The following is a 13242-nucleotide window of genomic DNA, read 5'->3' on the forward strand; positions in this document are numbered from 1 at the left end:
TTCGACGGGGCGTCAGGCGACCGGCAGGCTGAGCGTCACGAGGAGGCCGCCCAGGTCCTCGCTTTCGTCCAGCGTCACGGTGCCGCCGTAGATTTCCGCGACGTCGCGAACGATGGCTAATCCCAGGCCGGTCCCGGGCTTGCCCGTCGTATCGAGCCGGGTGCCGCGGACGAACAGGTCGGCGCGCCGCTCGGCCGGAATGCCCGGCCCATCGTCCTCGACCAGGATCGCGACCTTGCCGTTGTCCGGCTTCTCGACGGTGACGAAGACCCGCCCACCCCCATATTTGGCGGCATTCTCGACCAGGTTGCCGAGCATTTCGTCGAGGTCCTGCCGCTCGACCCGGACCTGCGCAGTGCGGTCACCGGCGATGTCGATGGTCGCGTCCTCATACAGCCGGTCGACGGCCCGCTGCACCGCCTGCGCGCTGTCCCACACCAGCGCCCGGGCCTGCGCCGAGGCGCGGCGGCCAATGGCGCGGGCGCGGGCGAGGTGGTGGTCGACTTGCCGGCGCATGACCGACGCCTCGCGAATGACGGTGTTGTCGAGATCGGGGTCGTGGGCCGTCGCCGCGTTGGTGATGACGGTCAGCGGAGTCTTCAGCGCATGGGCAAGGTTGCCGGCATGGCGCCGCGCCTCTTCTGCCTGGGCCTCGCTGTGCGCCAGCAGCTCGTTGATCTCATCGACCAGCGGCCGGATTTCGGTCGGAAACTGCTCCGTGATGCGCGTCTGGGCGCCGGAGCGGATGGCCGCGACCTCCTGCCGCACCCGGCGCAGCGGCCACAGCCCGTAGAGGGTCTGCAGCGCGGCGAGCACCAACAGGCCGACCCGAGAAGGGTGAAGCTCCACGTCAGCGTTTCGCGCAATGACCGCAGCTGGCTGTCGATGGATTCGCGCGACTGCGCGACCTGGAAACGCCAGACCACCGCCGATCCCGGCAGGATGACGTCGCGCTCCAGCACGCGCAGCGGCTCGCCCGGGAATTCCAGGCTGTTGTATTTGTGGAGCTGCTTGTCGTTGTGGTTGCTGACAACCTTCAGCCGCCTGTCCCACAAAGACCGCGACGGGAAGCTTTCCGCGCCTTTGCCGGACACCTGGAAATAAACGCCGGAATATGGCTCCAAAAAGCGCTGGTCGGCGGGCGGGCGGGTGAACCGGACTTCGCCTTCCGGCCCAATCTCCGATGCCGCGATCATCGCGTTGAGCACGTAATTGAGCTGGGCGTCGAAATTGTCGACCACCGACCGCGACAGCACCCGGTCGAGCGCAAACCCGCCGACCAGGAGCAGCACGCCGATCCACAGCGCCGCCACGCCGATCATGCGCCGCGTCAGCGCTCCGCCTCGCGCGGGCTTGCGGGCCGGACCTGTCTCCGCCGCCTCCAGGGGGGCGGCATCATTCAAGCGGTCGGATCCTCAAGGCTGTAACCGAGGCCGCGAATGGTGGTGATGGTGTCGGCGCCCAGCTTCTTGCGGATGCGGGTCACGAATACTTCGATTGTGTTCGAATCGCGGTCGAAGTCCTGGTCGTAGATATGTTCGATCAGCTCGGTGCGGCTGACCACCTTGCCCTTGTGGTGCATCAGGTAGCTCAGCAGCTTATATTCCTGCGCGGTCAGCTTGACCGGCTCGCCGCCTTTGCTGACCTTGCCCGAACGGGTGTCGAGGCGGATGTCGCCGGCGATCAGTTCGGACGAGGCATTGCCCGACGCGCGGCGGATCAGGGCGCGAAGGCGGGCGATCAGCTCCTCGGTCTGGAACGGCTTGGCCAGATAGTCGTCGGCCCCGGCGTCGAGGCCGGCGACCTTGTCCGACCAGCTATCGCGCGCGGTCAGGACGAGTACCGGCATCCGGCGGCCTTCCTTGCGCCAGCGATCGAGCACGGTCAGGCCGTCGACCTCGGGCAGGCCGAGGTCGAGCACGACCGCGTCATAGCTTTCGGTGGAACCGAGGTAATGGCCGTCCTCGCCATCGGTGGCGAGGTCGACCGCGTAACCGGCGCCCTCCAGGGTCGAGCGCAATTGCCGACCGAGATTGGGTTCGTCCTCGACGATCAAGACGCGCATTTATTCTGCCCTCGCATTGGAAACCTGCCGCTTCTAACCGCCTCTAGCGGAGAAGGTTGCGAGGGCACAACGACCCGTGGCCGGAATGCGACGATCAGCGGCGGCGGCCGGACCGGTCGGACTTGCCGACGATGCGGCCCGACTGGGCATCGACATCGACCCAGATCACCCGGCCGTCGCGCATGAATTTCAGGCGATAGGTGTCGCCGTTGAATTCAGGGCCCAGATAGTCCGCGCCGCCCATGTGCGGCATCACCCGCCGCTCGATCATCGGCAGCGGCATCGACCGGCCATGCTGGGTGGCGGAATAGGCGCGATCCTGGTCGCGCGGCGCATGCTGCGCAGCGGCAGGAACGGCGGCAAAAGCCGCGGCGGTGCCCATCAGGGCGAGGAGGAGTTTACGATACTGGCTCATGGCGAAATCTTTCTTTGGCCGGTCTTACGGACAAGCCATTGAATGACTTATGAATGGCGCGGTCAGCCGGGTGCAAGCCCCGCTTGCGTGGGCGCTTCACGGGCGGCTAGGGCGCCCCCATGCCGCCGCCCGTGCTCAGCTTCGAAAATCTCGGCCTCGTCCAAGGGGAAGGCTGGCTCTTTCGCGGCATCGACGTTCATATCGGCCCGCGCGACCGGCTGGCGCTGATCGGCCGTAACGGGGCCGGCAAGACGACGCTGCTCAAGTGCCTCGCGGGCCAGATCGACACCGACGAGGGAATTCGCAAGACCGTTCCGGGCACCCGCGTCGTCCTGTTGGAACAGGACCCGCCGATGACCGGCTTCGCGACGCTGGAGGATTGGGTGCTGGCCGGGGAGGGCGCGCCGCAGGCCCACGAGGCAGCGGCCATCGCCGACCAGATCGGGATCGATCTTGGACGCGACACCGCGACCGCCAGCGGCGGCGAGCGTCGGCGGGCGGCGATCGTCCGCGCGCTTGCGCAGGATCCCGACGTGCTGCTGCTCGACGAGCCGACCAATCACCTGGATCTCGGCGCGATCGACTGGCTGGAAGAATGGCTCGGTCGCTTCAAGGGCGCATTCGTGGTCATCAGCCACGACCGGACCTTCCTGGCGCGCCTCACCAAGAGCTGCCTGTGGCTCGACCGCGGCACGATGCGCCGCGCGGAAATCGGTTTCGGCGGCTTCGATGCCTGGACCGAGAAGGTCTACGAGGAGGAGCAGCGCGCCGCCGAAAAGCTCGACGCGAAGCTGGCGATCGAACTCCACTGGCTCCAACGCGGGGTGACCGCCCGCCGCCGCCGCAACCAGGGCCGCCTCGCCAAGCTCAACGAGATGCGGGCCCAGCGCGCGGCGATGATCGGACCGGCCGGCTCGGCCAAGCTCGGTCTCGCCAAGGACGACGTGAAGACCAAGACGGTGATCGATGCGGAGCATGTGTCCAAGTCGTTCGGCGACCGCCCGATCATCCGCGACTTCACGCTGCGCATCCAGCGCGGCGACCGCATCGGGTTGGTCGGCGCCAATGGTACCGGCAAGACGACGCTGCTGAAACTGCTCACCGGCGAACTGGCGCCGGACAGCGGCAAGGTCGTCCAGGCCAAGTCGCTGGAAGGGATCGTCATCGACCAGCAGCGGCGGCTGATGGAACCGACCAAGCGGGTACGCGACGTGCTGGCCGACGGCGGCGACTGGATCGAGGTGCGCGGCGTCAAGAAGCACATCAAGGGCTATTTGAAGGAATTCCTGTTCGCGCCGGAACTGACCGAGGCGCCGGTCGCGTCATTGTCGGGCGGGGAGCGGTCGCGGCTGCTGCTGGCGCGGGAGTTCGCGCGCGAGTCCAACCTGCTTGTGCTGGACGAGCCGACCAACGACCTCGACCTTGAAACGCTCGACCTGCTTCAGGAAGTCATCGCCGATTACGAGGGCACCGTGCTGATCGTCAGCCATGACCGCGACTTTCTCGACAAGACGGTGACCGTCACGCTCGGCCTCGACGGGTCGGGCAAGGTCGATATCGTCGCCGGCGGCTACGAGGACTGGGCGCGGCGGCGGCGCGAGGTTCGGGCACCGTCAAAGGCCGCCCCGGTGAAGCCGTCCGCACCCGCCGCCGCGGCGCCCGCGCGGAAACTCAGCTACAAGGACCAGCGCGATCTCGATCGGCTGCCCGGCGAGGTGGATCGGCTGGAGACCGAGATCGCCGACATCGAGCAGCGCCTCGCCGATCCCGACCTCTACGCTCGCGATCGCAAGTCGTTCGACGAACTGACCGCGACCGCCGATGCCAAGCGCGCCGAAAAGGAAGCGGCCGAGGAACGCTGGCTGGAAGTCGTCGAGCTGTCCGAAGCGCTGGGGCGCTAGCGGCCGAGCAGGCGCCGATAAAGGGCGAGGTAATCGTCCGCCATCCGGTCGACGGTGAAGCGGCGTTCGACCGCGGCGCGGCACGCCCGACGGTCGATCTGGTCGAGCCTTGCGATGGCCGCGACCGCCTCGTCCGGCGTGTCCACCAGGAATCCGGTGACCCCGTCATCGATCAGTTCCGGCATCGATCCGCGCCGGTAGGCGATCACCGGCGTGCCGCACGCCATGGCCTCGACGACCGACAGGCCGAACGGCTCGTCAAATCCGATCAGGTGCAGCAGCCCGCGGGCGTGCCCAAGCGTCTCGAGCCGCTCGCGACCGCCGACGACGCCGCGATAGACGACCCGGTCTCCATCGATGAAGGGTGCCACCTCGCGCTGGTGATAGGCCTCGTCCTGGACCAGCCCGCACAGGATGAGGCGGCGGCCGGATGCCTGCGCTGCACGGATCGCTTCTCCCGCGCCCTTGTCGGCGTGGATCCGGCCGAAGAACAACAAATCGTCGCTGCCGTTCGGGTCGAAGGGAAAATCGTCGACCGGGATGCCGTGGTGGATCGTCGCGGCGTAGGACAGGGACGGCGCGCGGTCGGCATCGCTGATCGCGACATAGGCAACGTCGCCGTCATACTCCTCATAGACCGGCAGGATGCGCTCCGAGCCGAAGCCGTGGATGGTCGTCACCATCGGCGTGCCGATCAGCCGCGAGAAGGCCAGCGGTGGAAAGTCGGCCTGGTTATGGATCAGGTCGAACTCGCCCGCCCGCTCGAACAGGTGGCCGAAGTGCAGCGTTTCCCACACCTTGGCGTCGAGACCGGCGCCTTCCGAATATCCATGCGGCGCGACGCCATCGAGCTTGCCGCTCGTCAGTGAGTCCAGCGTGGCGAACAGGGTGACATCGACGCCGCGCGCGACCAGCGCTTCGGTAAGCAGGCTGGTGACCAATTCCCACGGCCCATAGGCCCGCGGAGGTGTTCGCCAGCTGATCGACGACAGCATCGCGACGCGCATCGTCATGCTACCGCTCCCAGATCGATGATGATTCCTTCATTGGGTCGAAGGACATCGCGGTCTGCTTCGTTCCCGAGCGTGGACAGTAGACATGCGCCTTCGCGGACGAACCCTGTCTCGACTTCGCCGAGGTTGAGCGCGATGCGCAGCCGCTCGGTGCCCGATATCCGGTCGAAAACCAGCAGGTCCCCGGCCGCCGAAACGCCCTGATAGTCGCCCAAGGCCAGCGCCGTCCTCTGCCGACGAAGGGCCAGCAGGTCGCGATAGAGCCAGAGCATCGAGCCGCGGTCCGCCTCCTGGTTCGCGACATTGCGCGTCTGCCAGTCGCCGTTCAGCGGCAGCCACGGCTCGACGCTGCTGAACCCGGCGAAGGGCGCATCGCCGGTCCACGGCATCGGCGTCCGGGACCAGTCACGGCCGAGGCCGAGCCCCGGTTCGCGCAGTTCGCGGGGATCGCGGATGCGGTCGGCCGGGATTTCGACCCGGCCGATGCCGAGCTCATCGCCCTGGTACAGCGTCGGCGTGCCGCGAAGGGTCAGCAGCAGCATCGCCGCGACCCGGGCCTGCGCCTCGCCGATCCGGGCCGCGATCCGTGCGGCGTCGTGGCTGCCATAGACCCAGTTCGGCCAGCCCCCGGGCGGCAGGGCGGCCTCATAGTCCGCCACCAGCCGGCCGATGGTTTCAGCGTTCCACGCGTTCTCGATCAGCGCGAAATTGAACGGCAAATGCACTTCGGGCCGCTCATCGTTGCCGTACCAGGCGCACAACCGGTCGTTGGGCAGGAAGATTTCGCCCACCAGCAGCCGGTCGCCATAGCTGTCGGCGAGCCGGCGCATCTCCGCGGCGATGGCGTGAGCCTCCGGCTGGTCGGTGGAATGGCGCTGGATCAGCATGTCGCGCTGGCCCAGCCTGTCGTGCCAATAGGGATTGACCGGGTTGTCGGGAAACCCCTCGGCTTTGACGATGTGCCACAGCACGTCGATCCGAAAGCCGTCGACCCCGCGGTCGAACCAGAAGCGCATGACGTCGAACATCGCTGCCTGGACGTCGGGATTGCGCCAGTTGAGGTCGGGCTGTTCCTTCAGAAAGGCGTGGAGGTAATATTCGCCGCTGGCCTCGTCCCACTCCCACGACGATCCGCCAAAGTCGCTGATCCAGTTGTTTGGCGGTCCACCATCCGGGCCGGGCGGAGCCCAGATGTACCAATCCCTCTTCGCGCTGCCCTTCGACGCCCGGCTGTCGACGAACCAGGGATGACGATCGCTGCTGTGGTTGGGGACGAAATCCAGCAGCAGCTTGAGCCCGCGCCGGTGGGCCGCCGCGACCAGCCGGTCAAAGTCCTCGATCGTGCCGAACATCGGCTCGATATCCGTATAGTCGGCGACATCGTAGCCGAAATCGGCCATTGGCGAGGGAAAGACTGGCGACAGCCAGATCGCGTCGACGCCCAGCGCCGCGACATAGTCCAGCCGCTGCTTTATGCCGCGAAGGTCACCGACACCGTCACCGTCGCTGTCCTGGAACGAGCGCGGATAAATCTGGTAGATGACTCCGCGCTCCCACCACGGCGGGATGCGGCCGGCACTCTTCTCGTTCATTCGCCCTCGCGTTCGCTCCTCGAACACGAACGGACGTCGGCCGGTTCCGGGTTCAGGCGCTCAGCTGATATTGTTTCATCAGGTCGTACAGCGTCGGGCGGCTGATCCCGAGCAGCTTGGCGGCGCCGGAGATATTGTTCTCGGTCCGGCTCAGCGCATGGCCGATGGCTCGGCGATCGGCGATCTCGCGCGCGGCGCGCAGGTTGATCTCCAGCCTCGCGCCATCGGCGTCCGCCGTACCGGGCAGGTCGAGGTCGGCGGCGCTCACCCATTTGCCGTCGGCCATGATGACCGCGCGCTTGATGCGGTTTTCCAGTTCACGGACATTGCCGGGCCAGGCGTAGGCGTCGATCGCTTCGAGGGCATCGGGCGCGAGGCCCTGGACCGGCGCATTCAGCTCACGCGCGAAGCGATTGACGAAATGGCGGGCGAGCAGCGCGGCGTCGCCGGGTCGTTCGGCAAGGCCGGGGATCTTCACCACAATCTCGGCGAGGCGATAGTAGAGATCCTCGCGGAAGCGCCCTTGGGCCTGCATCAGGTCGAGGTCCTGGTGGGTCGCGCAGACGATCCGCGTATCGACGGCGATCGCGACCCGGCCGCCGATGCGTTCGATAACCCGCTCCTGCAGGAAGCGCAGCAGCTTGACCTGGAGCGGCAGGGGAATGTCGCCGACCTCGTCGAGGAACAGCGTCCCGCCCTGCGCCTGCTCGATCTTGCCGGGCGTGGTTTTGACCGCGCCGGTGAAGGCGCCGCGCTCGTAACCGAACAGCTCGGCTTCCAGCAGGTTTTCGGGGATCGCCGCGCAATTGATCGCGACGAACTCGCCCTTGGCACGCGGGCTTAGGTCGTGAACGGCGCGGGCCAGCAATTCCTTGCCGGTGCCCGACGCGCCGAGCAGCATGACCGACACGTCGGCGCCGGCGACCCGCTCGATGGTCCGCGCCACCTTGAGCATTTCGGGCGCGCCCGAGACGATCGAGCCGAGAATGGTCGATCCGCCGTTGCTGGCGGCGAGGCGGCGGTTTTCGCTCTCGATAGCGTGAAGCGCGAAGGCGCGCGAAACGATCAGGCCAAGTTCGTCGATGTCGACCGGCTTGCGGTAGAAATCATAGGCGCCGAGCGCGATGGCACGAAGCGCGCTTTCCCGGGCGCCATGACCGGACGCGACGATGATCTTGGTGTCGGGCTTGATCGCCAGGATCTCGGTCAATGCAGCGAACCCTTCGGTGGTGCCGTCGGGATCGGGCGGAAGGCCAAGGTCGAGCGTCACCACCGCGGGCTCGTGCAGCCGGACCATGTCGATCGCGGCCGCCCGGCTGGTCGCCGAGACCACCTGGTAGCCTTCGTAGGCCCACTTCAGCTGGCGCTGTAGGCCTTCATCGTCTTCGATCACCAGCAGCACGGGAAGTTGCTTGTCGTCGCTCATGCTCGTTTCCGTTCGGGTTGCTCGTCTTGCGCGGCGTCCGCGGCGCAGAGGTGGATGGTGAAGCGGCTGCCCTCGCCGACGCGGCTGTCGACCGTCAGCCGGCCGCCCATCGCGGCGACCAGCGAGCGCGCCTCGAATGCGCCGACGCCGAATCCCCCGTCCTTGGTCGAGGTGAAGGGCTGGAACAGCCGGCTGCGGACGAACTCGGCGTCCATCCCGCTGCCTTCGTCGATGACCGAAATGGCAACGCCGTCGCCCTCGCGGCCAACCTTCACGGTGACGGCCTGGTGACGCGCGCTGGCGTCGATCGCGTTCTGGATCAGGTGGCCGACCGCCTGTTCCAGCCCCGCCTCGTCGCCAAGCACCCAAAGCCCCGCGTCGCCCTTCAGTTCGACGTCGTGACTACGGCGCTTGTCGGCGATCGTCGCGGACAGGAGGGGCGAAGCTCGATCGGGCGAAGCTGGGCAATCCGGGCACCGCCCTTGGGCGCGATCCGCTGCAGCAGGTCGTTCATCTTGCCGACCGACGATTTGAGCGTCGCGACCATGTCGGCGCGGAAGTCGGGGTTGTCGGCGTGGCGCTCGGCGTTGCGGCTGAGCAGCGACAGCTGGCTGACCAGATTCTTGATATCGTGGAGGATGAAAGCGAAGCGGCGGTTGAAATCCTCGAATCGCTGCGCGTTCATCAGGGCCTGCTGGCCATGGGCTTCGGACAGGCTGGACGCGGCCTGGCGTCCGGCGGTGCGGAGCAGGTCGTAATCTTCCCAGTCGAGCGACTGGCGGAAGGGGGGCGACGACAGCAGCACTAGTCCGATGAGCCGCCGTTCATGGATCAGCGGGACGCCGGCCCACGCCTCAGGCTCGGCCAGCAGCGCGTCCGGCACGGCCAGGGCCCGCTCCCGCGGGGTCGCCCAGCCGCCACGCCGCGCCTCGAAATCGATCATCCGCCCGTCTTCCGCGACTGCGTTCCAGAAGGCTGTGACCTCGTTGCGCGGCGCGTCGCGGGCCGGGGCGGCATCGCCGCGCCAGTTCCACGCGGCGGCCGGCTCCAGGCTGCCGCTGTCGTTGGTGACCAACAACAGGCCGCCCGGCGATTCCAGGATGGCGGCGAAGGCCTTGACGATGCGCTCGCCCAGCGGCGGTGCGTCGGGTCCCCAGGCGCCGATCGTGTCGGTAAAGCGCAGCCATTCGGCGCGGTAGTCGTAGCGATGCTCGAAGAAATGCTTGGCGACCTTCGTCCGGGTCCAGGCGCGGGCGCGGGCATTCATCAGCAATGCGATCGCGGCGACGGTGACGGGGATCAGCAAACCGATACCGGCCGCCCGTGCCCAGTTCAGCCCGATCCCGCGCACCGCGTTCGCGAACAGGATCATGCCCGCGAAATAGACGCAAATGGCGAGCAGCGAGATCGACTGGAAGGTCGCCGCGCGCGACAGCTTGATCCGCCAGCCTTGCCCGTCGCCGGCGCTCAACGCGAACAGCGGCGCCACCAGCGCCAGCGCCAGGCCGCGCCACCGCCACATGTAATCTGCGGCCGAGATATCGAGGTAGGCGAGGGTGTAGAGGTTGAGGTCGAACCCCCACATCAACGCGAGCGCCAGCATCGCCAGGCGGATCTCGCCACGACTGGACGGCGCGGACTGGCCGTAGAGATTGTGGACTAGGACGAGCGCGCCGGCGGCGGCGGTGATCCGCAACAAGAGTGCGGTGCTCATCATCGCGCGGGCGCTGGCGGGGTCGCTGGTGTCGACCAGCAAGGGCAGCGCGCCAATCAGCAGGTGCATGCCGAGGACCGCTGCAACCGCGACATAGACCGGAAGCACGCCGCGCTGGCGGGCGTCGGCGCCGTTCCACTGCGACAACCTGTAAAGCACGCCGACCCAGATGAGGTTGCGCGCGGTCTCGGCATAGTCGGTGGACAGCGCATCGGGCGCGACCGCGGACAGCCACGCCCACACCGCCGTCATCCCGAACGCGGACAGCAAGTAGCGCTGCGTCCCCGCCGGCCGGCCCCGCCGCAATTCCCACAGCAAGAGCGAGGCGAACAGGGCCGCGGCGAGCGCGTGAGTCCAGAAGGTGATCAGCCCCTCCACTCGTCCCCGCCTGTCAATTTCACCGACATGCCCAGGACTGTCGCAAAACTTTACAAATTTTGTCTGAACGAGCTTCGCTTTCCCTCGTTCTCCGCTTCGCTAGAGTGAGGTTTATGAGCCAGTCATCCGTATCCCCCGTCCGACCCGTGATTCTTGCCGGAGGTGCCGGCACCCGATTGTGGCCGCTGTCGACCGCTGAGGCGCCGAAACACCTGCTGCCCCTATTGGGGCCGCATACGCTGTTCGACGAAACGCTGGAGCGAGTCAGTGGACACGACATGTTCGCGCCGCCGATCGTTGTCGCCAATATCGCGCAGGAACAGGCACTGACCGGATTGCTGTCGCCAATCCCCGGCGCGCGGCTGTTGCTGGAGCCGATGAAGCGCGACAGCGCCCCCGCCATCGCGCTGGCGGCCCTCGCGGCCGAGGAGGACGAACTGTTGCTGGTCTGCCCCAGCGACCAGCATGTCGCCGATCCCGCAGCCTTTCGTGCCGCAATCGCGAAGGGCATCGTCGCCGCGCGCGACGGAGCGATTGTCACCTTCGGGATCGAGCCCGACCATCCGGCAACCGGTTTCGGCTACATCAAGGCGACCGCGGGCGAAGGCGCGGTGCCGGTCGACCGATTCGTCGAAAAACCGGCGCTGCCGACGGCGGAGGCGATGCTGGCCCAGGGCGGGCATTACTGGAACGCCGGTATCTTCCTCGCCAGCGCCGCGACCTGGCGGAGCGAATTCCAAGCCCACGCCCCGGCGATGCTGGAGGCGGCCGGGAAGGCACTTGAGGCGGGCAAATCGCGCGGCCTGGCAACGCTGGTCGATGCCGACGCTTTCGCCCATTCGCCGGCGCAATCGATCGACTATGCCGTGATGGAAAAGGCGGCGCGGGTGATGGTCGTGCCGGTGTCGATGGGCTGGTCGGACGTCGGTAGCTGGCAGTCGGTTCACGATGCGGCCGATAAGGACGAGGTCGGCAACGCCATCGGGCAGAACCACACCGTGATCGACGGCAGCGGCAACCTCCTCCGGTCCAGCGGCCCACGCATCGCCGCGATTGGGGTCGACAATCTCGTGATCATTGCCACGCCGGACGCGGTGCTGGTCACGCGCCGCGACCAGGCGCAGCGCGTTCGCGAAGCGGCCGCCTGGTTCGCGGAAGGGGGCGGGGTATGACCCACGCCAAGCGGATGATGGGATCGAGCGGCATCGAACTGGCGCCGCTTGCGCTCGGCGGCAACGTGTTCGGCTGGACCGCCGACCGCGACACCAGCTTCCGCATCCTCGACGCATTCGTCGATGCCGGCGGATCGATGATCGACACCGCCGACGTCTATTCGGCGTGGGTGCCGGGCCATGCCGGCGGCGAAAGCGAAACGGTCATCGGCGAATGGCTGAGGCGCGATCCCGCCAAGCGCGACAAGGTCATCATCGCCACCAAGGTCGGCTTCATGGCGGGACTGAAGCCCGACACGATCGCGCCGTCGTGCGACGCGTCGCTGTCACGACTCGGGGTGACCGAAATCGACCTATACTATCAGCACAAGGACGATGAATCGGTGCCGCTGGCCGACAGCATCGGCGAGTTCGACGCGCTGAAGAAGGCCGGAAAGATTCGTGAGGCGGGCCTCAGCAATTTTACCGCGCCTCGCGTTGAGGAGGCGCTAGCCGTCTGCCATTCCAACCACTTCGACCTGCCGGTGGCGCTGCAGAACTGGTACAACATGGTCGAGCGCGACCGGTTCGAGGGCGAGCTCGAGATGCTCGCCGCCAACCAGGGCCTGGCCGTGTTCTCCTATTACAGCCTCGCCAACGGGTTCCTGACCGGCAAGTACCGGTCGAAGGATGATCTCGGCCGAAGCCCGCGCGGGCTGCGCAACATCGGCTATCTGGACGGGAAGGGGCCGCGCGTGCTCGCCGCGCTCGACCAGGTCGCGGCCGAGACCGGCGCCAGCCTCGCCGCGATCGCGCTGGCCTGGACCATGGCACGGCCGACAATCACCGCGCCGATCGCCAGCGCCACGAGCCTTGAACAGCTGAGCGAGCAACTGGCGGCGCTGACCCTCGATTTAAGCCCCGCGCAAATGGAACTGCTGAACGAAGCCAGCGACTAGCGCGCCGGGACCAGTTCAACCACGTCGGTCAGGGATTCGAAACGCGGGCTGGGGAAGACCATCCGCCACCGGTTCGGTCCGATCCGCTCGACCCAGGCAATCAGGTCCCGGTCGGGGTCGTTGCCATATTGCATCGCCCGCGCTTCGTCGCCGAGTACCAGCGTGCCGAGGAACACCTGCCGGGTTGCCTCCGACGGGAAGACCAGGCCAACCGGGCGCTGCGATCCGGTCAGCTTGGCGAAACCCTGCAGGTTCCTCTCCTGCTGGATGCGGCAGCGGAAGGCGGGATAGGCGATGTAATCGAGCAGCCCCGGCTGCTTGGCTCCGACCTTGATCACGCGGCAGCGATACTGGCCGTTGGGGATCACCGCCCCGCCCAGCGCGGCATCCGGTTCCAGCAGCGCGCCCTCCGCCGCGATCGCGCTGCCATGACCGGCGGCGCGGGCTTGGGCGAGGGCGGTCGTGAAGGTGCTTCGCCAATTGCGCAGCCGTTCCCGGTCGTTCTCGGTCGCGACGGCGCGCCAGTCGCTGGACGGGACAAGCACCGGCGAGGAAGGGGCCTGGGCGGTCGTGGTGCAACCGGCCAGCGCGGTCGCCGCCAGTGCGGCGAGAAGGGGGAGCTTCATCG

The 13242-nt window shown here is 67.3% G+C and carries 11 protein-coding genes and 1 pseudogene; 3 read left to right on the forward strand and 9 right to left on the reverse strand.

From position 1 onward, the window contains the following. Nucleotides 1–12: 12 nt before the first annotated feature. From H9L12_RS01940 to H9L12_RS01950, 3 genes and pseudogenes are all read right to left on the reverse strand, one after another. Nucleotides 13–1322 (reverse strand): annotated as a pseudogene (locus H9L12_RS01940) (sensor histidine kinase). A gap of 77 nt (nucleotides 1323–1399) precedes the next feature. Beyond that, nucleotides 1400–2065, reverse strand: a complete 666-nt coding sequence (locus tag H9L12_RS01945) for a response regulator transcription factor (protein WP_187542401.1) — start codon at nucleotides 2063–2065, stop codon at nucleotides 1400–1402. Between the two features lie 94 nt (nucleotides 2066–2159). Beyond that, nucleotides 2160–2480: a hypothetical protein gene (locus H9L12_RS01950; protein WP_246450504.1), complete on the reverse strand. Its 321-nt coding sequence runs from the start codon at nucleotides 2478–2480 to the stop codon at nucleotides 2160–2162. A gap of 119 nt (nucleotides 2481–2599) precedes the next feature. Here H9L12_RS01950 and H9L12_RS01955 point away from each other — a divergent pair, with 119 nt between their 5' ends. Then, nucleotides 2600–4381: an ABC-F family ATP-binding cassette domain-containing protein gene (locus H9L12_RS01955; protein WP_187542402.1), complete on the forward strand. Its 1782-nt coding sequence runs from the start codon at nucleotides 2600–2602 to the stop codon at nucleotides 4379–4381. Here H9L12_RS01955 and H9L12_RS01960 read toward each other — a convergent pair. From H9L12_RS01960 to prsK, 5 genes are read right to left on the reverse strand one after another with little or no spacing between them, the layout of a single operon-like run. Continuing rightward, nucleotides 4378–5388, reverse strand: coding sequence for a glycosyltransferase family 4 protein (locus tag H9L12_RS01960; RefSeq protein WP_187543119.1), 1011 nt, complete (start codon nucleotides 5386–5388; stop codon nucleotides 4378–4380). The two genes, H9L12_RS01955 and H9L12_RS01960, sit on opposite strands and share 4 nt — an antisense overlap. A gap of 2 nt (nucleotides 5389–5390) precedes the next feature. Beyond that, nucleotides 5391–6986: an alpha-amylase family glycosyl hydrolase gene (locus H9L12_RS01965; protein WP_187542403.1), complete on the reverse strand. Its 1596-nt coding sequence runs from the start codon at nucleotides 6984–6986 to the stop codon at nucleotides 5391–5393. Between the two features lie 52 nt (nucleotides 6987–7038). Beyond that, nucleotides 7039–8412, reverse strand: coding sequence for a PEP-CTERM-box response regulator transcription factor (gene prsR / locus H9L12_RS01970; protein WP_187542404.1), 1374 nt, complete (start codon nucleotides 8410–8412; stop codon nucleotides 7039–7041). Continuing rightward, nucleotides 8409–8777 (reverse strand): ATP-binding protein, encoded by a 369-nt coding sequence (locus H9L12_RS01975; protein ID WP_187542405.1) that lies wholly within the window; start codon nucleotides 8775–8777, stop codon nucleotides 8409–8411. The genes prsR and H9L12_RS01975 overlap by 4 nt, the downstream gene beginning before the upstream one ends. A 20-nt stretch (nucleotides 8778–8797) precedes the next feature. After that, nucleotides 8798–10504: an XrtA/PEP-CTERM system histidine kinase PrsK gene (gene prsK, locus H9L12_RS01980; RefSeq protein ID WP_187542406.1), complete on the reverse strand. Its 1707-nt coding sequence runs from the start codon at nucleotides 10502–10504 to the stop codon at nucleotides 8798–8800. 113 nt (nucleotides 10505–10617) lie between these two features. Here prsK and H9L12_RS01985 point away from each other — a divergent pair, with 113 nt between their 5' ends. Together H9L12_RS01985 and H9L12_RS01990 are read left to right on the forward strand one after the other, a co-directional pair. Further along, on the forward strand, nucleotides 10618–11676 hold the full coding sequence (locus H9L12_RS01985; RefSeq protein ID WP_187542407.1) for a mannose-1-phosphate guanylyltransferase: 1059 nt from the start codon (nucleotides 10618–10620) through the stop codon (nucleotides 11674–11676). Next, entirely contained in the window at nucleotides 11673–12614 is a 942-nt protein-coding gene (locus H9L12_RS01990) for an aldo/keto reductase (RefSeq protein WP_187542408.1), read from the forward strand. The genes H9L12_RS01985 and H9L12_RS01990 overlap by 4 nt, the downstream gene beginning before the upstream one ends. Here the strand turns inward: H9L12_RS01990 and H9L12_RS01995 are convergent. Further along, the gene (locus tag H9L12_RS01995; RefSeq protein WP_187542409.1) at nucleotides 12611–13240 is read right to left on the reverse strand and encodes a DUF4893 domain-containing protein; all 630 of its coding nucleotides are present in this window, start codon (nucleotides 13238–13240) and stop codon (nucleotides 12611–12613) included. The two genes, H9L12_RS01990 and H9L12_RS01995, sit on opposite strands and share 4 nt — an antisense overlap. Nucleotides 13241–13242: the final 2 nt, after the last annotated feature.

This window comes from Sphingomonas rhizophila, from assembly GCF_014396585.1.
GTDB classification, from domain to species: domain Bacteria; phylum Pseudomonadota; class Alphaproteobacteria; order Sphingomonadales; family Sphingomonadaceae; genus Sphingomicrobium; species Sphingomicrobium rhizophilum.